The following is a 21738-nucleotide window of genomic DNA, read 5'->3' as shown; positions in this document are numbered from 1 at the left end:
AATATAAAATATGTCAGAATTATCCATAACGACAACGCAAAATGTGAATATAAATTTTCAGGCGGCTTCCGTGGGCGATCGTATCGTGGCACAATTGCTTGATTTGCTGATAAAAGCGGCGTATATAATTGTGGTTTATTACATTTTTTTTTATCTGATTGGATTAAACGAATATATGGATAGTGCCGACACTTGGTCAGTTATGGCGATTGTCATGATGTTTGGGTTGCCGGTAATTTTCTATTCATTGCTTCAGGAAAGCCTGATGGAAGGGCAAACCTTCGGAAAGAAGATAATGAAAATCAAAGTAATTAAACTGGATGGTTATCAGGCTGGATTTGGCGATTACCTGATGCGTTGGCTTTTTCGATTGATTGAAATCAGTATTGGCAGCGGAATTATCGGTTTGATTGCAATTTCCCTGAGCAGTAAAAACCAACGGTTGGGTGACATGGCTGCCGGAACTGCGGTTATATCGCTGAAAAATAATATCAATATCAATCATACGATTCTTCAGGAAATTGATGATGATTACGTGCCAACTTATCCTTTGGTTATCAAACTTTCGGATAATGATGCCCGAATTATCAAGGAAACTTTCGAATCGGCTTTAAAAGCTAAAGATTTCCGACTGATTTTCAAACTCCGACAAAAAATCGAATCGGTTACCGGAATTAAAAGCCAATCCGACAACGATACCGATTTTATGCGTACCGTTTTAAAAGATTACAATTACTATACCCGAAATATGTAACGATGTTTGAACTACTCGATATTTTAGGAACCATGGCGTTTGCTGTGTCTGGCGCTTTAACGGCAATGAACAAAAAAATGGACCCGTTCGGGGTGCTGATTATTGCTTTCGTGACTTCTGTTGGCGGCGGAACATTACGCGATATCCTTATCGGAAGAACACCAGTAGGATGGATGCTGAATATCAATTACGTTTATATAATTCTTATCGGTTTTGCATTTGCGATGATTTTTAGGAAAAAACTCGACCGGTTCCGAACTTCGATGTTTTTGTTTGACACTATCGGATTGGGCGTTTTTACCTTGATTGGTCTGGAAAAAGGTCTGGAAAAAGGTCTCGAACCTGCCGTTTGTATTATTTTGGGAACCGTAACGGCTTGTTTTGGAGGGGTAATCCGGGATATTTTGTGCAATGAAATTCCGGTGATTTTCCGAAAAGAGATTTATGCCACCATTTGTATTATTGGCGGTATTTTCTTTTTCTTTCTGAAGAGCCTTCACATTCCGGAAGATGTCTTGTATTTGATGACTTCCATGATTATTATCGCAATCCGACTGATGGCGGTAATCTTTAAATGGTCGTTGCCAACGGTTCAAAAAGATTAATGGTTTAGATACAAATAACCGTTCAGGGCATCAGGATAATCAGGGTCATTCAGATACAATATGTAAAAATAAGTTCCGTCAGGAGCCTGCTTACTTCCGATACCGTCTTTGATGTAACCGTCCCATTCTGGAGTACTATTATCGCCTTGCCATACTTCTTTACCCCATCGGTTGTAAACATATAGTTTGAAGTTAACAAAGACATCCCGTAAGCCTTCTATATGGAAGGTGTCATTCATTCCATCGCCGTTTGCGGAAACAGCATTGTAAACAATTGGCGGACAATTCTTGAGTTTCAGGAAAAAGGAAGTAATTGCAAAACAGTTTCTATCTTCAATTCGCACAAATATTTCTTTGGGAAGGGATGCCGAATAGTAATTTGTAGTGTTCACAATATTATTTATTCCTAACGTGGCATCGGAAAGGTTTTCGTAAAACGTAACTGTTTGGAATGAAGTGGTAGTAACGGCTTCTTCATAAGCAGAGAAATCAAAATATACGGGTTCTAATCCTAAATTGCAGGCCTCAACTTCCGGTATATTGTTGAATGAAGGCGAAACCATGAGATTAATGATTTGGAAGTCTTCGTTATTCGTTTCCAGTAATTCCGTAACAGCTCCATTTTCATCTACAATGATTTGCAGGGTGAAGGTATTTGGAATCCCCGGAGGTAAGGTTATGGTTTGTGTAAGCGTAACGCTTTCACCAATTCCTAGTATTGCAGGAGTAGTATTGGTTCCTACGAGCTGATCACCGGCGTAAATGGATATGTTAGTGTTGGCCGGAAGTGGGTTAGTGGAATCTAAATTGTAAACGGTAAAGGTTACCGGAATTTCCCTTACATTGCAATCTAAGGTGTAATCATCGATAGAAACCGTTGCATCGGGCAATTGACTGTTGAATTTTGTAACAATGGCATTGATCATAACAAAATCCTGTCCGGAAGTAAGGCGTATAGTTGCTTCCGTATCTCCAATCCGGATATTGTTTTCAACGTTGTAAATGTCCAGATCCATGTTGTAAAGCTGGCTACTATTGGTAATACTGTTGGTTCCGTTAAATGCGTTATTGGCAGGATTTAAAGGAGGATTACCAATTAATGCCGAATTGATAAACAGATTTTCGGACACACGAATATTTTCATCTCCTTCCCATGCCAGAAATCCTATTTTTGCATCTTGATTATCAATGACATTCAAATTGTCCAGAAGAATGTTTATTTCGTTAGGAACGGCTTGCAATCCATCGTAAATATTCAGTTGATTTAATGGTAAAGCGTTGTTTTTGTATACCACGATTAAAGCCCAACCACCAAAATTAGTTCTGTTGTTGTAATATTCGGCAATTAAAGAGGTTAGGTCTAAGTCTGATAGGGTGTAAGTGCCGTTTCCTGAGCTTTGAACCAATGATGTTACATCTGAAAAGGCACTGAAATGAGGCAAACCGGAACTTGTCTGAATAATCGAAAAAGTCCTGTCCGGTACAATATCTACGTTATTGAGTTTTACGTTAAAATCTCCGGTTCCAGAACCAGCCCAATATAAATAGGCGTTTTCGATGACATCACCCGAGTTTAGGGAAAGTGTTGCTGATGAGGACGTTAAAATTGTTGGAACAGGTTGGTAGGAATTTTCAAGAGGATTTAAAGTATTGCCAACGAAAGTAAAATCATACCTTCCGTTAAATTGCCTGTAAAGACTTACATTCTGTCCGAAAACAGAACTGGAAATCATTAAAAATATCAAATAGAAAAAGTAAAGTAATTTTGTTCTCAACAGCACAACCTTTTTTGTTAAAAGTACTAAATATTTGCAAACAAGAACACGCTGTGGAATAAAAAACAAAACCGCTTATTTATTATTTGGTTAAAAATTAGTACTTTTCCGAAGTTTATCAAGGCTTTGTGAAAAACTATACCATCCGAAAATACCAAAAAACCGATTACACACTCTGGAATGATTTTATACATCAGGCCAAGAATGCCACATTTCTTTTTCATAGGGATTTCATGGAATACCATTCTGATCGTTTTGAAGATTTTTCACTCCTGATTTTTCACGATGAAAAACTGCTGGCGGTTCTGCCTGCAAATAAAAAAGGAAACGAAATTCATTCACACCAAGGGTTGAGTTATGGCGGATTGGTGGTAAAAAAGAGTATTCGGATTAAAGAATATACTCAGGTTTTCCAAGCTTTACTGCTTTTTCTGTGTGAGAATGGAATCGCAACTTTAAATTTGAAAGCACTTCCCAAGATTTACAACCGAACTATTGCCGACGAAATCGACTATGTTGCTTTTTTAACGAAGGCACAAACCTATCGTTCCGACGTGTATTTGGTTATTGATAATTCCGAAACCTATAAGCCGAACCGTAATCGTAAACGTGCTTTAACATTAGCAGAAAATCGAAATATAGCGGTTAGGGAAGATGAAAATTACAAAGACTTCTGGAATCAGATTCTGACTCCGAACCTCAATAACCGTTTTGGAGTTCAACCCGTGCATTCGCTGACCGAAATAGAGAAATTAGCAACTGTTTTTCCGAAAAACATAAAACTTTTTAACGCTTATCAGGACGATGAGCTAAAAGCCGGAGTCGTAATGTTTTTAACCGAAACCGTGGCGCATTTTCAGTACAGTTCCGGAAGTGACGACCGAACCGATACCGCCGCTCTGGATATTTTATTTGATGAAATCATTCGAAAATATGCCGATAAAAAATATGTGAGTTTCGGGAGTGCTTCCGAAGAAAACGGTCGTGTTCTGAACGAAGGCTTAGCCTATTGGAAGGAAAGTTTTGGCGCCCGTGCCTCCGTTCAGAATTTTATTAAAATTGAAACGAAAAATTACTCGGAATTAACCATTTAGCATGATAAAATTCTTAGATATAAAAGCGATTAACGCTCCTTTTGAAACTGCTTTTCAGGAAAAACTAGCAACATTTCTGGAAAAAGGCTGGTACATTTTAGGCGATGAAGTTACCGCTTTTGAAGCAGAATTTGCGTCCTATTGCGGTTCTAAATATTGCGTTGGAGTAGGAAATGGTCTAGATGCTATTATATTGACTTTCAAAGCGTATGTCGAATTAGGAATGCTGCATGAAGGCGATGAAATTGTCGTTCCGGCCAATACGTATATCGCTTCCATTTTAGGAATTCTTCATGCCGGTTTGGTGCCTGTTTTAGTGGAACCGGATCCGGAAACGTTCAATATCGATCCAAAACGGATTGAAGCAAAAATTACCGCTAAAACCAAGGGTATGCTGATTGTTCATTTGTACGGGCAACTCGCGGCTATGGATGCAATCATGGAAATCGCATACAAGCACGATTTACTAATTATTGAAGACGCGGCTCAGGCACACGGTTTGCCATTTAAAGGCAGTCATGCCCGAACGTTCAGTTTTTATCCGGGAAAGAATTTAGGTGCTTTGGGTGATGGCGGAGCGGTGGTTACAAACGACGAAAAACTAGCTAAGACCATCAAGTCGCTTTCTAATTACGGTTCGCAGCAAAAATATTACAACGATTATCTGGGTTTCAATTCACGTTTGGATGAACTCCAAGCAGCTTTTTTACGCATAAAATTACCTTCTCTAGCGACTGAAAATGAGAAGCGAAGAGCAGTGGCAAAACGGTATTTGTCGGAAATTAAAAATGATAAAATTGTGCTGCCTTTTTACGATGGTTCGGACAATCATGTGTTTCATTTGTTTGTCATCCGAACGTCTAAAAGAGATGAATTGCAACAATATTTATTGGAAAACGGAATTCAGACCATGATTCATTATCCGGTAGCACCACACCAACAAAAAGCGATGCTTGACTACCATCATTTGTCCTTCCCGATAACGGAACAGATTCACGATGAGGTGCTGAGTTTGCCGATGAGTTCGATTTTAACGGAAGAAGAAATTACATTTATTGTAAACATCATAAACGCATATTAATGGGCATTTTCAGAAAAATAAGAAACCGGATTTTTGTAAGTCTGCGTATTTGGAAATATAAGGTGTTGTCCGACTGTAAATCGGTTTCGGGTACGCCTGAAATTTCATATCCGGTTTTACTCAAAGGTGAAGGGACTATCCTTTTTGGAAATAAGGTTAAAATTGGTGTGGAATTGTCTCCTGGTTTTTATTCGGGTTATGGTTACATCGAAGCCCGAAATCCCGAAAGTAGAATCGAAATAGGAAATAATGTCCGCCTCAACAATGGTTTTTCAATGGTAGCCTTACAGAAAATAAGCATTGGTGATGATGCACTTATCGGATTGAATTTTTCGGTTTCGGATAGTGATTTTCATCATTTGCGTCCTTCGGAAAGATTTCATCCGAATCCGCCTTCAGAGCAGGTAAACATAGGGAACAACGTTTTTATCGGTTCGGATGTAACAGTTTTAAAAGGCGTTACAATTGGCGATAATTCGGTTGTGGGAAGTAATTCGGTCGTAACTAAAAATGTGCCTGATAATGTAATCGTGGCGGGAAATCCTGCGCGTATAATCCGAGAATTGTAATTTGAGTTTTTTCAGGGAAAATAAGCTGATTAAAGTGCTGTCAATGAATTCCGTTTCCATTGGCATCAATTTTATTTTAGGAGTTCTTTCGGTTCGTATTGTTGCCCAGTTTCTCGGCCCTTCGGGAATGGCCCTTATCGGGAGTTTCAAGAATTTCACAGCCTTGTTCAAATCGTTGTCAACTTTAGGGGTAAACGCTTCGATGGTGCGTCTTTTCGTTGAAAACAAGAATGATAAAACCGAGTTATCTAAAATATATTCCACTTTCTTTTGGATTTTCTTAATAATTTCTGTGGTTTTGGGAGTGCTGATTACCTTGTTTTCAGGATTCTTTAGTCGTTTTCTGTTCACAACTTCTGATTACGGATTCGCCATTCGACTGTTCGGATTAGTGTTGCCGTTCATTGTTTTGAATACCTTTTGGATAGCCGTTTACAATAGTTTACAGCAATTTAGGAAAATCGTTTTCATTCAGATAGTAGCTTCCGTTCTTACTTTTGTACTGACGGTGAGTCTGATTTATTTCAAAAAACTGGAAGGGGCTTTAATCGCCACGGCAATATCAGATATCGTATTATTGTTGATAACGTTATTGTTTGTGGTAAATAACAAAGAATATTTCCAATTCGATTTGCAGAAAATTATCAATAAAAAATACTTTTCGGTTATCGGGAAATTTTCGATAATGTCTCTTTTGAGTGCCATAATTGTTCCGGTTACGTTGATTTCCATCCGAAATCTGTTAATTGAGACGAATTCAATCGAAAAAGCAGGAATTTGGGATGCAGTAAACCGTGTGTCCGGATTTTATATGTTGTTTTTCAGTTCCGGACTATCCTTGTACTATATGCCCAGATTGGCTGAATTAAAAACGGATTCTGAATTTTTAAACGAACTGAAAAATTATTTTAAAACGTTAGTGCCGTTGTTCCTTATTTTGGTGACCGGAGTACTTGTTTTCAAGGATTTTATTGTGGATATTGCTTTAACCAAGGAGTTTTCGAAAGTGAAAGAAATCATCATTTGGCAGCTCTTGGGAGATTTATTGAAAGTGATGAGTTTAGCTTTCGGGTACCAGATTTTGGTAAAAACGATGATGAAACGCTATTTTGCAGTAGAAATCATTTTTAATGTAGCTTATTTTGGTGTAGCCTATTTTATGATTCAGACCGAAAATGTTACGGGGGCGGTAAAAGCATATTTTTTGGCTAATTGCATTTCTTTCGTACTGATGCTGTTCTTTTTCAGAAAACTTTTAAAAAAAAAGAATTTCAACTAGTTAAGAGGTGATTTTATGCCAAACTTTTCCATCTCACTTTAATTTTCAACAGTAAAAGCTTCCCCAACAAAACAAAGTTCCGTGAGGTAATGAATTTATACATCTCAAACCGGATACGCCCTAAAAGTGCTTTGTGTTCCTCCTTGGTTCGGTTAAGTTGGAATGCTTTTTTTAGAATTTGAAAAGTCGATTCGTTCAAACGGTTGGTTTTCTTATTGTTTTTCTTAGTAAAATGGGCGCTTAAGGAAGTCGAAAGTTCTCTTTTTTTGGCCAAAATCTCTGGGATGTATTCGAAATCAAAAAACCGTGATGCCCTGATCCATAAATCCAGGTCTTCATAGGCCAGATTCTCATCATAATAGCCCACCGTTTCAAAAACCGTTTTCTTCACCATAGACGAAACAGAACAGATTTTTGTGGTCCGGCCCACCACCATTTTATAAATATTTCCGCTTTCCGGATGGTCTTTTTCAGTATAATAATCGTTTAGATATGTTCCGTTTCCATCCATCTGGATAAGATTTCCGTATACGATTCCCAAATTGGTATATTTTGTATTTTGAAAAGCAGTAATCTGACGCGAAACACAATCCGGCAGCAAAATATCGTCGGCAGCCAAGTCGATAATAAATTCGCCTTTAGCATGTTTAACCACATTGTTGAATGTTTTGGTATTACCTAAATTGGTTTTATTGGGAAAGAATTGAATATTAGGATGATTTTGCAGCCACTTTTCAATAACGGCAACTGAATGGTCGCTGCTGCAATCGTCGGCAATCAACAGTTCAATATTCGGGTAATTTTGATTTAAGACTGATTCCAATGCTTCCACCACATACGCTTCATGATTGTAAGCCAGACAAACGACACTAACCAGTGGGAAATTTTGCATATTGGGATTTTAAAACTATTTTTATGCTAAAATAAGAAACCTAGTCAGAACTGAATGGCAAACACTCAAAAAAAGAAGTTTAAAATTGCACTTGTGGGCTACAAGTTGGCCGAAGGCGGTTTGGAACGGGTGTTGGGTTCGGCTTCAGGAATGTTTCAGTCCTTAGGTTTTGAGGTGCATCTTATCGTATTGGAAGACAAAGTGGAGTACAGTTACGAAGGGAAATTGGTTAATTTCGGAAACTATTCCAAATATCAGAAATACTTCCGTTTGCGAAAATATCTTGCTCAGGAGAAATTTGATTTTGTGGTTGATTTTCGGCATCGGATTAATCCTTTTATGGAGTTGGTTTTCGCTTATTTTATTTACTTCAGAACAAAAACCATTTACACGCTTCACAGCAACCGTTTGGAAACGTACCTAACCGATAAAGCGTGGGTAGCTAAAGTTTTGCTCAGAAAAGCGAGCAAAGTTGTTGTGGTTTCCAAAGGATTGAAAGAAAAACTGGAAACCCAATATAATTTTGATAAAGCAACGGTTATCCCGAATTTTATTGATGTTTCAAAATTACCTGTTGATTCCGATGAAAATCCGCTTCCTTTTGACTATTGCATAGCTGTGGGAAGGTTGGTAAAACTGAAGCAATTTGACAAACTGATAGAAAGTTACCGTCAATCTGTTTTACCCGAAAAAGGAATTCATCTGGTGATTTTAGGAAAAGGGGAAGAGGAACATTATTTGAAAACGGTATTTGAAAATACGCCAATCGAACCTTTTGTTCATTTACTGGGCTTTAAAGAAAATCCTTATTTTTACATAAAAAACGCCAAATTTTTAGTGCTTTCAAGTTTGTATGAGGGGTTCCCGATGGCCGTTTTAGAATCATTAAGTTTAGGGCGACCGGTAATCTCTTTCGATTGTCCGACCGGTCCAAGTGAGATGATAATTGATGGCGAAAACGGATTTTTAGTGGAAAATCAAAATTTTGAAGCTTTAACTTCCAAAATGAATACCTTTGCTCAAGAAGCAATTTTGTACCGCAAATGTTGTGATAATGCAAAAGCCAGTGTCTCTCAATTTGAAACAAACGAAGTAGCCCAAAAATGGTTGCAATTACTAAATGATGAACAGTAGCATTATAAAAATACCAAAAATAGAAGACCCGAGAGGCAATCTTTCCGTTATCGAAAAAGACGTATTGCCTTTCGAAATGAAGCGCGTTTATTATTTATACGATGTGCCAAGCGGGGCAGAACGAGGCGGACATTCACATAAGGAACAACAGGAATTTTTAGTAGCGCTTTCCGGAAGCTTTGATGTGATTTTAAACGATGGAAAAGAAGAAAAAACCGTTACCTTAAACAAACCGTTTGAAGGCTTGCTGATTGCCAACGGCATCTGGCGGGAACTGAAAAATTTCTCCTCGGGAGCAGTTTGTTTGGTAGTAGCTTCAGATGTGTTTGAAGAAGCTGATTATATTCGTGATTTTGAAGAATTTAAAAGGAGTCTCGTTTAGTTTTTTTGAAGTAACGTATTGTAAACCTGCGTCAGTTCTTTAAAATGATTTTCAAAAGAATGACTTTCTGCATATGTAAAAGCATTGGTTTCTAATTCTTTTTTCAGCGTTTCATCGGCCAATAATTTTTCAACCGCTTCTTCTAATTTTTCTGCATTTCCAAAAGGGAAAATCAGTCCGCTTTTAGTTGTTTCCACTTCCTTGGCAATTCCTAATAAATTACTGATGACAACGGTTTTCTTAAAAGCAAAACTTTCCAAAATGACATTCCCATACGATTCTAAAAATTCGCTCGGAACAATAGTGAATTTAGCTTTTGAATAGAGATTTTCGAGTTCACCACGCTGCTGAGTTCCCAAAAATTGTACGTTTTGAAGTTGGTTTGCTTCAACATATTGTTCAAGTGCTTTTTTTTCGGAACCGGAGCCTGCAATGACCAGTTGCTCGTTCGGAAACTTTTTAACAACATTTTTAAAGGCTTTCAAAAGCGTGTGCACTCCTTTCTCTTTATCCAATCTTCCCACATAAAGCAAATAATTCGATTGATTTTCAAAGGATTGATTTGTAAGTAATGCCGGATTAGGCAACGTTTTTCCCGGAACATCAAAATCGTTCGCAATCAAATCGGTTAAATTGTCCGACGGCGTTAAAAAATAATCGATATGCTTTTTAAGAATTTGCTTGTGATAGTGTTGTTTCAGATACAGCAAACTGTCGTATACAATATTTTTTTTGGGATGGTGGTGTAAAATACATTCCATCGCACTTTCATGATAGGTGATAACTTTTCCGGTATCGGTTAGCATGTAGTTTTTCGGACAGATGTAATAATAATCCCGAAACGATTGAAGTACAGGAATGGATTTCGATTTCGCGTATTTCATAAAATGCGGCGTAACCGGCGCGCCAATGCTGAAACAATGAATCAAATCGGGTTGGAAGGTGTCGATTTCGGAAATAATTTCTTCGGTGCTTTCGCGATTATAAAATTTCTGAAACCAGTTTGTCTTTTTAGAATCCTTTCCGAACCATTTAAATTCGATATCCGATTGGCTTTTCTGAGCATAATTAATCAATTCATGCAGGTAGTTTTCCACTCCTCCAAGTTTGTTTTCGTTGCTGAAATTATTGATTACTAAAACTCTCATGTTGGTTGCTTTTGAGTGTCAAGAGCACAAAAATAGCCTAATTTGTACAAATCCAACAGGACTAAACTTGGGTTGGAAGATGTTAAATTGGAAAGCAGTCGTTTGGAACATCTGCGGAATAAAAAGGCAAGACTTTTATCCAATCCTAAACTACGGAATTGTAAATAGGTTCTTCCGATTCGCGTGTCTTCGTAGGCTAATTCGTTGCTTTCAAGGAGTTGTTTTAAAGTCTGAACCGCTTTTTCGGTTTTCTGAATGAAGACAGTGCTCGATTCCTGATTAAAATGTATCAACCGATTCTCGATATGCCGGATAGTTATGTTTTGCGTTTTTAATTTTTTTATAAAAGCCACATCTTCATAGCCGTATTCTTTAACCGAAACCGGAAAAGGATTTTGCGACAGCATTTCTTTTTTTACAAGTAAGTTCCAGGTAAAAACGAAATGATACGGATTTTTCAAACGGTCTTCAAGGGCGATGCTTTCCCGATTATTGCCATACTTCCAACGCAATAATTGTTCGCTGTTGGGTTGGGCTTTAGGATAAGTAACACCTCCGAAAATCACTTCTGTTTCGGGTGTAATGGTTTTGACGAAAGTTTCCAGGTAGTTCTTGTTTTCGGGTAAAGCGTCGGCTTCCATAATCAAAACGTAATCAAAACGGGCTTTTGAATTTAAAACATTGATGTTATTGCCTCTACCGAGATTTTCCCGATTTAAAGTGTAAACACAATTTTCCAAAGCGTTGATAGCTTCATTTTTCTTTAAAAATAAGGTGCTGGCATCGTCCTGAATCAAAATTTCATACGGAACGGAAAGGGAATCGGCCTGTTTTTTTAATTCCGTAACCAATGGATACACATTGTAGTTGTATGTTGGAATTAAAATCGAAATCATTATACCGATCTTTGAACCACTTCAAAAATTTTACCATCCTCACATTTTAATGTTTTAGATGGGAATTTCATCAGTAAAGCATAATCGTGCGTTGCCATAATGATGGTTTTACCGTTCTGGTTGATTTTTTTCAGTACTTCCATAACCTCCACACTGGTTTGCGGGTCAAGGTTTCCCGTTGGTTCATCGGCAAGGATTAATTCCGGGTCGTTCAGTAAGGCGCGCGCAATGGCAACACGTTGCTGTTCTCCGCCCGAAAGCTGGTGCGGCATTTTAGCAGTCATTGATTTCATGCCGACTTTATCCAAAACTTCTTCGATTTTTACCTGCATTTCTTCTTTTTCAGACCATCCGGTGGCTCTAAGTACAAATTCTAAGTTGTCATGAACGTTTCGGTCCGGTAACAATTTAAAATCCTGAAAAACCACGCCCAGTTTTCGTCTCAAATACGGGATATCGCTTTCTTTCAGCGTGTTCAGGTTGTAATCTACAATAGTACCTTCGCCTTCGGTTAAATCCAAATCAGCATATAAGGTTTTCATCAAACTACTCTTTCCGGAACCTGTTTTTCCAATCACATAAATGAAATCGCCTGATTTTACATCAAGATTAACATTGGATAAAATAGGATTGCGTTCCTGATATATAGTTACATCTTTTAAAGAAAGAATCGTTTGTGACATGTTGAATGATTTTGTTTTGGTAAAAGTAATAAGTACAACGAACTTAATCAAAAAAAAGTGTTTAAAAGAAAACAGATAAAAGAAAATAGCGGACAGAAGCTAACTCTTTGCTCCAGATTGTATTCTCTTTATTCCTTTTTCCGTCAAACTTTGGCTCGAAATTTGTTGAAAACATCCATAATAAACGAATGAAATTCCGCGTTATTACCACAGGAATTTGATATATTTGAATTTTAAACAAAGCCAAACACTATGCGAAAACTGAACAGGTTACTATATACCTCTCTCATTTTAAGTGCTATAAATCTATCCGCGCAACAATCCAACATCTACACTCACGAATTAACCGACTTCGACAAAGCGGTCGACCTCTATAAAAACAAACAATATCAGGCAGCCCAGATTTTATTTAATAAAGTCAAAACCGCTAATTCCAATTACGAAGTAAAATCGGATTGCGCCTATTACAGTGCGAATTGTGCGATACGTTTAGAACAATCCGGCGCTGATGCGATGATGGAAGATTTCGTAAAAGACTATCCAACGTCTTCCAAACAAAATCAGGCGTTTATTGAAGTGGCGCATTATTATTTCGAACAATCGAATTATCCGCAAGCGCTGAAATATTTTGAAAAAGTAGACGAAGGTTCGATGTCTAATGAAGAGCGCGAAAAATTCAATTTTCAAAAAGGATATTGCTTTTTTTCGGCCAAAAATAAAAAAGAAGCCGACAAATATTTTAACAAAGTAGCCAATTCCAAAGAGTTTGGTTCCCAGGCGAAATATTATTTAGGCTACATGGCTTACGAAACCGATAACTACAAAGAAGCGACTCAATATTTCGATCAGGTGCAGGATCAGGACAAATACAAAGAGAAAATGTCTTACTTCCAGGCGGATATGAATTTCAAACTGGGAAATTTTCAAAAAGCCATCGATTTAGGAGTACCACAATTATCGAAATCCAATGCCGAAGAGAAATCGGAACTCAATAAAATTATCGGGGAAAGTTATTTCAACCTGAAACAATACGATAAAGCACTGCCATATTTAAAAGAATATCGCGGTAAAAAAGGAAAGTGGAACAACACGGATTTCTACCAGTTGGGTTATGCTTATTATAAGGCCGGCGATTACGAAAATGCTATTGGTGAATTCAATAAAATCATCAACGGACAGGACGGCGTGGCACAAAATGCGTATTACCATTTAGGGGAAAGTTATCTGAAACTCGGAAAAAAACAGGAAGCGTTAAATGCTTTTAAAACGGCTTCCGAAATGGAGTTTGAAGCAAAAATTCAGGAAGACGCTTATCTGAATTATGCGAAGTTGAGTTACGAAATCGGAAATCCGTACCAAAGTGTTCCTGAAGTGTTGATGGGTTATCTGAACAAATACCCGCAAACGGCCTACAAGCAGGAAATTGAAAACCTGTTGATCAATTCGTACATCACGTCTAAAAATTACAAAGAAGCCTTATCACTTTTAGAGAAAAATAAAAATCCTCAAAACCGTCCGGCGTATCAAAAAGTAGCTTTTTACCGAGGATTGGAATTGTATACCGACGGAAATTACAAAGAAGCTTTGACGTTATTCAAAAAGTCGATTGCCGAGCCTCGTGATCCTAAATTTACAGCACGCGCCACATTTTGGAAAGCTGAAACAGAATACAATCTGGATCAGTTCAGTGAAGCGTTAATCGGATTCAAACAGTTTACAGGTTCCACAGAAGCGAAAAACGTTCCCGAAGCCAAAAATGCCGATTATAACTTAGCATACACGTATTTCAAACTGAAAGAATACGAAAACGCGGCCAAACATTTTCAGGAGTATATCAATGTTTCCAAAGACGATAAAGTGCGTCTGAACGATGCTTACCTGAGAATGGGAGATAGTTATTTTGTTTCAACGAAATACTGGCCGGCCATGGATGCGTATAACAAAGCCATCGAATTACGAAGTGTGGATGCCGATTATGCACATTTCCAAAAAGCGATTTCTTATGGATTTGTAGGGAAGAATGATTTGAAAATCGAAAACCTAAATTCGTTTATGAAAGCGCATCCGGACTCAAAATATGCCGATGATGCTTTATACGAATTGGGGAATACTTATGTGACGCAAAACAATGTAACTAAGGCGGTAGAAACCTACGACCGACTGGAAGACGAATACAAAGGAAGCTCTTATATTTCCAAGGCAATCTTGCGTCAGGGCTTGGTGTACTATAACAATGATAAAGACCAGCAGGCTTTGGTAAAATTCAAAGAAGTGGTTGCGAAATTTCCACGCACCGAGGAAGCGAATGAGGCCGTTGCAACTGCCCGTTTGATTTACATGGATAATAATAAAGTAGATGAATACGCGGCGTGGGTAAAAACACTCGATTTCGTGGAAGTTTCCAATGCTGATTTAGATAATGATACTTACAATGCTGCCGAAAAACAATATTTACAGAATAACAGCAAACAGGCAGTTTCCGGATTCAGCGGTTATTTGGCCAATTTCCCGAACGGATTACACGCTTTAAAAGCCAATTTCTATTTAGCACAATTGTATTTTGCAGATGGTTTGGGAACCAATGCAATTCCGAACTACGAATACGTTATCGGAAAATCCCGAAATGAGTTTACAGAACAGTCGTTGGCGCGTTTGTGTGAAATTCACCTGAAAAACAAAACGTACGATAAAGCGATTCCGGTTTTACAGCGTTTGGAAGCCGAAGCCGATTTTCCGCAAAACGTCACTTTCGCTCAGTCGAATCTGATGAAATGTTATTACGATCAAAAAGAGTATGCCAATGCTGTGGTTTATGCCGATAAAGTATTAGCGAATGCCAAAACGGACGATAAGGTTAAAAGTGATGCGCAAATTATCGTAGCACGCTCTGCCATTAAAACTAATGATGAGGTAAAAGCGAAAGAAGCCTATGCCAAATTGCAGAAAATCGCAAAAGGAGAATTGGCTGCCGAAGCATTATACTATGATGCTTATTTTAAAAACAAAGAAGCAAAATTCGAAACGTCAAATGTTTTGGTTCAAAAATTGGCCAAAGATTATTCGGGTTATAAATATTTCGGAGCCAAAGGATTGATTGTCATGGCGAAAAATTTCTACGGACTGAAAGATAGTTTCCAGGCAACTTATATTTTAGAGAGTGTAATTAAAAATTTCGCTCAGTTTGAAGATGTGGTAACCGAAGCCCAAACCGAACTCGATTTCATCAAAGGAGAAGAAGCAAAACGAAATTCGTCGATAACTAATTAACGCTATTTGCCATTTCTAATTAAAATTCAGCAATGAAAATGACTAAAACATATCAAAATATATTCGCCATATTCTTTCTTTTCATAGGATTGCAAACTTTCGCGCAAAAGAAAGATGAAAACATCGGTACCGAAGTAGTAAACGTGGTAAAACCATATACGCCAACCATTTCCGATGCCTTTAAAGTAAAAGAAACTCCGGTTATCGAAGACGAAGTGAATACCGACAAAGAGGAAATCAAATACAATATTTTCTCGTTTCCGGTAGCCTCAACGTTTACGCCCGCAAAAGGAAAAGCGGCTGCTGTGGATAAATCGGCTAAAGAACGTATTTTTAAAAATTATGCCACTCTAGGGGTTGGAAACTACGGAACGGTTAACGGAGAAGTGTTCATTACCGAAAATTTAAGTAGCACCGATTATGTGGGCGGAATGTTACGTCATTTGTCGTCTCAGGGCGGAATTAACGATGTGAAATTAGATGATAAGTATTACAATACCGCATTGGATCTGACCTACGGAAGTCGCACCCGCGAAATGGACTGGAATGCCGATTTAGGTTACAAACACCAAATGTACAACTGGTACGGATTGCCAACCGATTTCATTTCTTTTACTGATGATGAAATCAATGCGATTAATGAACAACAAACCTATCAAACGCTTAGCTTAGGGGCAAAAATAGGGATGAAAGAAAGTTTTATGAACGAAACCTCGCTGCAGTTCAAACGTTTCTGGGATTCTCATGGTTCTCAGGAAAACCGATTTTTCATCAAACCGGGAATCGATTTTGAAATCGAAAACTATAAATTCAAAGCCGATTTCGTTGCGGATTATGTTGGCGGGAGTTTCGAAAAGGACTATTCCGGAATTACGGATATTTCATACAGTTACCTAAACTTTGGCGTACAGCCAAGTATTTTACTGCAACAGGATGATTTGTCGGTTCAGGCCGGAGCTGGGTTTTTCTATAGTGTCGGGAAATACAATGATGGAAGTGACAACAAGTTCTATATTTTTCCTCAGGTAAAAGCTTCTTATAAAGTCGTAGGTGATATTATGATTGCTTATGCCGGAGCAGAAGGGACTTTGAAACAAAATACATTTGCTGATTTTGTAGAGGAAAATAAATTTGTTTCCCCAACATTAGCCATTGCGCCAACCAATCAGCAATATGATGTGTATGTTGGTTTGAAAGGAAAATTAGCGAATACCGTGGCGTTCAATGTAAGAGGTTCTTATATGGCGGAAGACGATAAAGCTTTCTTTACGGCGAATCCTTATGAAATATCAAGTGCCAATGTGTTGGGATATACTTATGGGAATTCTTTCGGAGTGGTATACGATAAACTTACAACTATAAGTGTTTTTGGAGAACTAAAAATGGATTTTTCAAAAAACACTACATTCGGAATCAATGGGACTTTCAATAGTTATACTACAGACCAAGCCGAAGCGTGGAATTTACCAAGCATGAAAATCGGAGCCAATTTAGATGTGAACATTACCAAAAAATGGTACGCTGGAACGAATATCTTTTTTGTAGGCGAACGCAAGGATGTTTTTACTACAGTTGACAGTATGGATCCGTTGAATCCTTTTGTGCAAAAAGTGGTGACTTTGGACAGTTATTTCGATTTAAATGCCCATTTAGGATACAAACACAGCGAGCGTTTAACAGGTTTCCTTAAACTGAATAACATCGCTAACCAACAGTACGAGCGTTGGATGAATTATCCGGTGCAGGGCTTTCAGTTCTTAATCGGAGCGAACTATAAATTTGATTTCTAAAAAAGGTTCTAAGGTGCTGAGGTTCTGAGATGCTAAGAATTTTAGCCAAACTCATAACCTCAGTTCCTTAGTACCTCAGAGCCTTAGCACCTTTCAAGAATGACATTCAAACAAAAAATACTCCACCATCATATCGTAATGCTTCAGGATAAAATTGATGTATATCGCGACATGATTTCCGGTTTAACCGAAGATGCACAAAACGATGCCAAAGGTTCTGCCGGCGACAAACACGAAACGGCTTTGTCGATGATGCATTTAGAGCAGGAAAAACTCAGCGCCAAGCTCCAAGAAGCCATTCATCTGAAAGAAATCCTGACTAAAATTGATGTAACTGTTGAAAGTGAGAAAGTAATTATGGGAAGTTTGGTTAAGGCTAACGGACTTCATCTTTTAGTTAGCGCGGCTTTGCCAAAAAGTACCATAGATGGGATATCAGTTTTGACTTTATCACCGCAATCGCCGTTAGGTTCACAATTAATCGGAAAAGAAGCCGGTGCGGTTGTTGAAGTAAACGGTTCAAAGTTTGTAATCGAACATGTGGCGTAATTCACTATTTTAGCATTTCAAAACTGCTGAAAAATGAAATTTAAATTCGTATTCCTTTCTTTTGCACTTGTCCATTTTGCCAACGCGCAGAAAAAACAACTGGCTGATTTAATCGTTACCAATGCCAAAGTCTACACTGTAAATAAAAACTTCGATAAAGCCGAAGCTTTCGCGGTTTCAAACGGTAAAATTATGGCCATCGGAACTTCAGAGGCAATCCAAAAGAAATACACTTCTCCCAAAATCATAAACGCCAAAAACAAATTTGTTTACCCGGGTTTTTATGATGCGCATGCTCATTTTTACAGCTACGGCATGAATCTTCAAACCGTAGATTTGCGCGGCACCAAAAGTTTTGAGGAAGTCGTTGAAAAAGTAATCGCCTTTCAGAAAGAAAAAAACCTTCCCTATATTCAGGGACGCGGTTGGGATCAGAACGATTGGGCAATCAAAGAATTTCCCAACAAAGAAATACTGGATAAATTATTTCCGAACACTCCGGTTGCGCTTACCCGAATCGACGGTCATGCGTTATTGGCTAATGCCAAAGCTTTAGAATTAGCCGGAATCAGTCCGAAAACCAAAGTCGAAGGCGGTCAGATTGAAATCAAAAACGGAATCCTAACCGGAATCGTAATCGATAACCCCATGGAATTAGTCTATGCTAGTATTCCGAAACCTTCCAAACAAACTCAGGCCAATGCTTTAAAAGCAGCGGAAAAAGCCGTGTTTGATTACGGTTTGACGACCATCAACGAAGCCGGATTGGAACGCGAAACCATCGATTTAATCGACAGTCTTCAACAAGCGAATCAACTGGATGTCAATGTTTACGCCATGGTGATGGCTTCCAAAGAAAACGTCGATTATTACACTCAATTAGGGACTTATAAAACGGATAAGCTTAATGTGCGTTCTTTTAAATTTGTGGGAGATGGTGCCTTGGGGTCGCGTGGCGCGTGCCTGCATAAAGCGTATTCCGACAAACCCAGACACTTCGGTGCTTTATTATCCCCGATAAAAGACATCCGTCAAATCGCACAGCAAATCGCTGAGTCGGACTATCAAATGAATTCCCATGCGATAGGCGATTCCACCAACACGGTTTTATTAAAAATTTATAAAGAGGTTTTAGCCGGAAAATCTGATCGTCGCTGGAAAATCGAACACGCGCAAATCATGCAGGAACCGGATTTCGAGTATTTTAAACTCGGCATCATTCCTTCTGTACAACCCACGCACGCCACGTCCGATATGTATTGGGCGCAGGATCGGGTAGGTAAGGAGCGCATCAAAAATTCCTATGCCTATAAAAAGTTATTGAACAAAGCCGGAATAATAGCGCTGGGAACCGATTTCCCGATTGAAGAAATCAACCCGATGTACACGTTTTATGCTGCAGTAGCACGAAAAGACCTCAAGAAATATCCAGAAGGCGGTTTTCAGTCTGAAAATGCCTTAACACGCGAAGAAACACTGAAAGGGATGACCATTTGGGCTGCTTATTCCAATTTTGAAGATAACGAAAAAGGAAGTTTGGAAGTGGGTAAATGGGCTGATTTCACGATTTTCGATTCGGATATTATGATCATGGACATCGATGGTGTGCCGTATGTGAAACCCATCAACACTTTTGTTAAAGGCAAACAAGTGAAATAAATCAATATCCCAAGCTTAGGTTTGGGATTTTTTTTGGAGCGACCCGAACGATAGCGAATTGGCGAAGCAATGGTTCGGGTTTATTTGCAATGGTAATTCCTGCTGTCAGCTCTATCTTTTCCGGTGACTTCGAGAGTACTTCGACAAGCTCAGCATGATACCTTAGCCACCGAAAAAGGATGCCGCTCCCATCAGGGCTAAAAAGGAAACTATTTTATTTTTTTGTTGTGGTTTGTTACAAGTGCATCTCCATTGCGACCTTCGCGTAAAACCTTGCGCTCTTTGCGGTTAAAAAAGAACAATCTCCACAGTCAAGTAACCCATAAATTACAATTTGTAATCCAAAACGCCTGTTTTTAATAGTAAATATTTCATTTTAATTGTAAAATCGTTTTTTAAGTGATAAATTATAATTAAATATAAGTTTATGATTTTCAAATAAAACTTTAAACCGCAATTTTGTTTCAGAATAAAACATAAAACGAAATAATTATGTGCGGAATATTGGCAGTAATAGGAAAAGGAGCAGACGAAACTTTAGTGAAAGAATTGTCCAAACGAATGTCCCACCGCGGACCCGATGAAAGTGATTTACATATAACTGAAAAAGGACATTTTTTAAGCCACGAACGATTATCAATTGTAGATTTACATACCGGAAAACAACCCATTCAGGGAACGGCTTCCGCTTGGATGGTTCACAACGGTGAAATCTACAACCGCCAACAACTGCGCGAAACGGTATTAAAACATCATACGTTTCGTACCACTTCTGATTCTGAAGTCATTGTGCATTTGTACGAGGAATTCGGCTACGATTTCTGTGATAAATTAGACGGTATTTTTGCTTTTGTGGTCATCGATGGCGATGATTTTATTGTCGGTCGGGACCCGTTGGGGGTTAAGCCTTTGTATTACGGAAAAGATAAAGAAGGACGCCTGTATTTCGCTTCCGAAATGAAAGCCGTTGCCGACCAATGCGAATCGTTCGAAGCTTTTCCTCCGGGCCATTTTTATACGCCTAAAACCGGTTTTGTGAAATACTACAAACCCAAATGGGAAGACGAATCATTGGCGGTTGAAAAACTGGATTTGAAAGCTATTCGCGAAACCTTGACCGAAGCGGTACGAAAACGTCTGATGAGCGATGTGTCTATCGGTGTGCTGCTTTCCGGTGGTTTGGATTCGTCGTTGACGTCTTCTATCGCTTCAAGAATTATGAAAGAAACGGGCGGACAAAAACTGCATTCCTTTTCGATTGGTTTGGATGCTGAGGCTCCGGATGCAGTTGCAGCAAGAGAAGTAGCCGATTTTTTAGGAACGGAACACCACGAAATTTATTTCACGATTGAAGAAGGAATTCAGATTTTGGATAAATTAATCTGGCATTTGGAAACCTATGATGTGACTTCGATTCGTGCCAGTACGCCCATGTATTTCCTGTCAAAAGCAATTACGGATATGGGAATCAAAGTAGTGCTTTCCGGTGAAGGTTCGGATGAGATTTTCGGAGGGTATTTGTACTTTCGAAACGCGCCAAGCGTAGTCGATTTTCAGAAGGAAACGATCGAGCGCGTGCAACGTTTATTCACTGCGGATTTACTTCGCGCCGACAAATCCACCATGGCACATGGATTGGAGGCCCGAGTGCCGTTTTTGGACAAAGCTTTTTTGGAATTGGCCATTAAAATTCAACCGGAAGAGAAAATGCCGAAAACCTACGATGGCATTGAGAAATACATTCTGCGTAAAGCGTTTGATACACCAGAACAACCATATTTACCGGAACAGATTTTATGGCGTCAGAAAGAACAGTTTTCAGATGGCGTGGGCTATAACTGGATTGATACGTTAATTGACTATTGCACGTCTCAGGTAACGGACGCTGAATTTGAAAAAGCTGTCGAATTGTTCCCTTACAACACGCCGGCAACCAAAGAAGCGTTCTTTTACCGAACGATTTTCCATAAACATTTTCCGCAGGAAAGTGCCGCCAGAACCGTTCGCAAATGGATTCCGAAATGGCAGTCCAACCAAGATCCGAGCGGAAGGGCTAATGCGGCACACGTAAAAAGCGATTTAGCCCTTGCAGCAGTATGATTTTATATAAATGTGATTAGTTTGTTTGTTTAAAGGCGTCGGTAGCAATACCGGCGTTTTTTTATTTTCCACATTAAGCGT

General features: G+C 38.7%; 18 protein-coding genes. 13 read left to right on the top strand and 5 right to left on the bottom strand.

Annotated features, from left to right (window positions below; genetic code table 11):
- Positions 1 to 10 precede the first annotated feature (10 nt).
- Both FCR2A7T_RS03950 and FCR2A7T_RS03945 read left to right on the top strand, forming a co-directional pair.
- Entirely contained in the window at positions 11 to 754 is a 744-nt protein-coding gene (locus tag FCR2A7T_RS03950; RefSeq protein WP_023569990.1) for an RDD family protein, read from the top strand.
- Positions 755 to 756: 2 nt separating this feature from the next.
- On the top strand, positions 757 to 1359 hold the full coding sequence (locus tag FCR2A7T_RS03945) for a trimeric intracellular cation channel family protein (protein ID WP_023569989.1): 603 nt from the start codon (positions 757 to 759) through the stop codon (positions 1357 to 1359).
- Here the strand turns inward: FCR2A7T_RS03945 and FCR2A7T_RS03940 are convergent.
- Positions 1356 to 3140, bottom strand: a complete 1785-nt coding sequence (locus FCR2A7T_RS03940) for a T9SS type B sorting domain-containing protein (protein WP_023569988.1) — start codon at positions 3138 to 3140, stop codon at positions 1356 to 1358. The genes FCR2A7T_RS03945 and FCR2A7T_RS03940 overlap by 4 nt on opposite strands.
- 122 nt (positions 3141 to 3262) lie before the next feature.
- Here FCR2A7T_RS03940 and FCR2A7T_RS03935 point away from each other — a divergent pair, with 122 nt between their 5' ends.
- Genes FCR2A7T_RS03935 through FCR2A7T_RS03920 form a run of 4 tightly spaced genes read left to right on the top strand, consistent with a single transcriptional unit; the run spans position 3263 to position 7157 of the window.
- Positions 3263 to 4228 (top strand): GNAT family N-acetyltransferase, encoded by a 966-nt coding sequence (locus tag FCR2A7T_RS03935; protein ID WP_023569987.1) that lies wholly within the window; start codon positions 3263 to 3265, stop codon positions 4226 to 4228.
- Position 4229: 1 nt separating this feature from the next.
- Positions 4230 to 5309, top strand: coding sequence for a DegT/DnrJ/EryC1/StrS family aminotransferase (locus FCR2A7T_RS03930; RefSeq protein WP_023569986.1), 1080 nt, complete (start codon positions 4230 to 4232; stop codon positions 5307 to 5309).
- Positions 5309 to 5878 carry an acyltransferase gene (locus FCR2A7T_RS03925; RefSeq protein ID WP_035117280.1) on the top strand — a complete coding sequence of 190 codons (570 nt, stop codon included), beginning with the start codon at positions 5309 to 5311 and terminating at the stop codon, positions 5876 to 5878. Before FCR2A7T_RS03930 ends, FCR2A7T_RS03925 begins: the two co-directional genes overlap by 1 nt.
- A gap of 43 nt (positions 5879 to 5921) precedes the next feature.
- Positions 5922 to 7157, top strand: a complete 1236-nt coding sequence (locus FCR2A7T_RS03920) for an O-antigen translocase (protein ID WP_023569984.1) — start codon at positions 5922 to 5924, stop codon at positions 7155 to 7157.
- A 13-nt stretch (positions 7158 to 7170) separates the two neighbouring features.
- On the opposite strand, the gene FCR2A7T_RS03915 is transcribed toward FCR2A7T_RS03920, so the two are convergent.
- Positions 7171 to 8049 (bottom strand): glycosyltransferase family 2 protein, encoded by an 879-nt coding sequence (locus tag FCR2A7T_RS03915; RefSeq protein WP_023569983.1) that lies wholly within the window; start codon positions 8047 to 8049, stop codon positions 7171 to 7173.
- A 54-nt stretch (positions 8050 to 8103) separates the two neighbouring features.
- Here FCR2A7T_RS03915 and FCR2A7T_RS03910 point away from each other — a divergent pair, with 54 nt between their 5' ends.
- Both FCR2A7T_RS03910 and FCR2A7T_RS03905 read left to right on the top strand, forming a co-directional pair.
- A complete protein-coding gene (locus FCR2A7T_RS03910; protein ID WP_023569982.1) occupies positions 8104 to 9183 on the top strand; it encodes a glycosyltransferase in 1080 nt (359 codons plus the stop codon).
- Positions 9173 to 9565, top strand: a complete 393-nt coding sequence (locus FCR2A7T_RS03905) for a sugar 3,4-ketoisomerase (RefSeq protein WP_035117278.1) — start codon at positions 9173 to 9175, stop codon at positions 9563 to 9565. The genes FCR2A7T_RS03910 and FCR2A7T_RS03905 overlap by 11 nt, the downstream gene beginning before the upstream one ends.
- Here FCR2A7T_RS03905 and FCR2A7T_RS03900 read toward each other — a convergent pair.
- From FCR2A7T_RS03900 to FCR2A7T_RS03890, 3 genes are read right to left on the bottom strand one after another with little or no spacing between them, the layout of a single operon-like run.
- The gene (locus FCR2A7T_RS03900; RefSeq protein WP_035117276.1) at positions 9562 to 10713 is read right to left on the bottom strand and encodes a glycosyltransferase family 4 protein; all 1152 of its coding nucleotides are present in this window, start codon (positions 10711 to 10713) and stop codon (positions 9562 to 9564) included. The genes FCR2A7T_RS03905 and FCR2A7T_RS03900 overlap by 4 nt on opposite strands.
- On the bottom strand, positions 10710 to 11609 hold the full coding sequence (locus tag FCR2A7T_RS03895; protein WP_035117274.1) for a glycosyltransferase: 900 nt from the start codon (positions 11607 to 11609) through the stop codon (positions 10710 to 10712). Before FCR2A7T_RS03895 ends, FCR2A7T_RS03900 begins: the two co-directional genes overlap by 4 nt.
- Positions 11609 to 12292: a cell division ATP-binding protein FtsE gene (locus FCR2A7T_RS03890; RefSeq protein WP_023569979.1), complete on the bottom strand. Its 684-nt coding sequence runs from the start codon at positions 12290 to 12292 to the stop codon at positions 11609 to 11611. Before FCR2A7T_RS03890 ends, FCR2A7T_RS03895 begins: the two co-directional genes overlap by 1 nt.
- Positions 12293 to 12544: 252 nt before the next feature.
- On the opposite strand from FCR2A7T_RS03890, the gene FCR2A7T_RS03885 reads away from it, so the two are divergent.
- The 5 genes from FCR2A7T_RS03885 (at position 12545) to asnB (ending at position 21657) form a co-directional block, all read left to right on the top strand.
- Positions 12545 to 15559: a tetratricopeptide repeat protein gene (locus FCR2A7T_RS03885; RefSeq protein WP_023569977.1), complete on the top strand. Its 3015-nt coding sequence runs from the start codon at positions 12545 to 12547 to the stop codon at positions 15557 to 15559.
- Positions 15560 to 15597: 38 nt separating this feature from the next.
- Entirely contained in the window at positions 15598 to 17349 is a 1752-nt protein-coding gene (locus FCR2A7T_RS03880; protein WP_035117466.1) for a TonB-dependent receptor, read from the top strand.
- 99 nt (positions 17350 to 17448) lie between these two features.
- The gene (locus FCR2A7T_RS03875; RefSeq protein ID WP_023569975.1) at positions 17449 to 17898 is read left to right on the top strand and encodes a hypothetical protein; all 450 of its coding nucleotides are present in this window, start codon (positions 17449 to 17451) and stop codon (positions 17896 to 17898) included.
- Between the two features lie 33 nt (positions 17899 to 17931).
- Complete coding sequence (locus FCR2A7T_RS03870) at positions 17932 to 19557, top strand: amidohydrolase (RefSeq protein ID WP_023569974.1); 1626 nt, start codon at positions 17932 to 17934, stop codon at positions 19555 to 19557.
- 492 nt (positions 19558 to 20049) lie between these two features.
- On the top strand, positions 20050 to 21657 hold the full coding sequence (gene asnB / locus FCR2A7T_RS03865) for an asparagine synthase B (RefSeq protein WP_023569973.1): 1608 nt from the start codon (positions 20050 to 20052) through the stop codon (positions 21655 to 21657).
- Positions 21658 to 21738: the final 81 nt, after the last annotated feature.

The sequence above is a fragment of the Flavobacterium cauense R2A-7 genome, from assembly GCF_000498475.1.
Classification (GTDB): Bacteria; Bacteroidota; Bacteroidia; order Flavobacteriales; family Flavobacteriaceae; genus Flavobacterium; species Flavobacterium cauense.
This window is presented reverse-complemented; position numbering and strand designations above follow the sequence as displayed.

What these genes read in the sequence shown, in the direction of transcription:
- FCR2A7T_RS03910 (WP_023569982.1), top strand. Translation starts at nt 8,104, where the DNA reads ATGGCAAACACTCAAAAAAAGAAGTTTAAAATTGCACTTGTGGGCTAC.
- FCR2A7T_RS03895 (WP_035117274.1), bottom strand. Translation starts at nt 11,609, where the DNA reads ATGATTTCGATTTTAATTCCAACATACAACTACAATGTGTATCCATTG.
- FCR2A7T_RS03920 (WP_023569984.1), top strand. Translation starts at nt 5,922, where the DNA reads ATGAATTCCGTTTCCATTGGCATCAATTTTATTTTAGGAGTTCTTTCG.
- FCR2A7T_RS03930 (WP_023569986.1), top strand. Translation starts at nt 4,230, where the DNA reads ATGATAAAATTCTTAGATATAAAAGCGATTAACGCTCCTTTTGAAACT.
- FCR2A7T_RS03950 (WP_023569990.1), top strand. Translation starts at nt 11, where the DNA reads ATGTCAGAATTATCCATAACGACAACGCAAAATGTGAATATAAATTTT.
- FCR2A7T_RS03890 (WP_023569979.1), bottom strand. Translation starts at nt 12,292, where the DNA reads ATGTCACAAACGATTCTTTCTTTAAAAGATGTAACTATATATCAGGAA.
- FCR2A7T_RS03900 (WP_035117276.1), bottom strand. Translation starts at nt 10,713, where the DNA reads ATGAGAGTTTTAGTAATCAATAATTTCAGCAACGAAAACAAACTTGGA.
- FCR2A7T_RS03875 (WP_023569975.1), top strand. Translation starts at nt 17,449, where the DNA reads ATGACATTCAAACAAAAAATACTCCACCATCATATCGTAATGCTTCAG.
- FCR2A7T_RS03880 (WP_035117466.1), top strand. Translation starts at nt 15,598, where the DNA reads ATGACTAAAACATATCAAAATATATTCGCCATATTCTTTCTTTTCATA.
- FCR2A7T_RS03915 (WP_023569983.1), bottom strand. Translation starts at nt 8,049, where the DNA reads ATGCAAAATTTCCCACTGGTTAGTGTCGTTTGTCTGGCTTACAATCAT.
- FCR2A7T_RS03945 (WP_023569989.1), top strand. Translation starts at nt 757, where the DNA reads ATGTTTGAACTACTCGATATTTTAGGAACCATGGCGTTTGCTGTGTCT.
- FCR2A7T_RS03885 (WP_023569977.1), top strand. Translation starts at nt 12,545, where the DNA reads ATGCGAAAACTGAACAGGTTACTATATACCTCTCTCATTTTAAGTGCT.
- FCR2A7T_RS03925 (WP_035117280.1), top strand. Translation starts at nt 5,309, where the DNA reads ATGGGCATTTTCAGAAAAATAAGAAACCGGATTTTTGTAAGTCTGCGT.
- asnB (WP_023569973.1), top strand. Translation starts at nt 20,050, where the DNA reads ATGTGCGGAATATTGGCAGTAATAGGAAAAGGAGCAGACGAAACTTTA.
- FCR2A7T_RS03870 (WP_023569974.1), top strand. Translation starts at nt 17,932, where the DNA reads ATGAAATTTAAATTCGTATTCCTTTCTTTTGCACTTGTCCATTTTGCC.
- FCR2A7T_RS03905 (WP_035117278.1), top strand. Translation starts at nt 9,173, where the DNA reads ATGAACAGTAGCATTATAAAAATACCAAAAATAGAAGACCCGAGAGGC.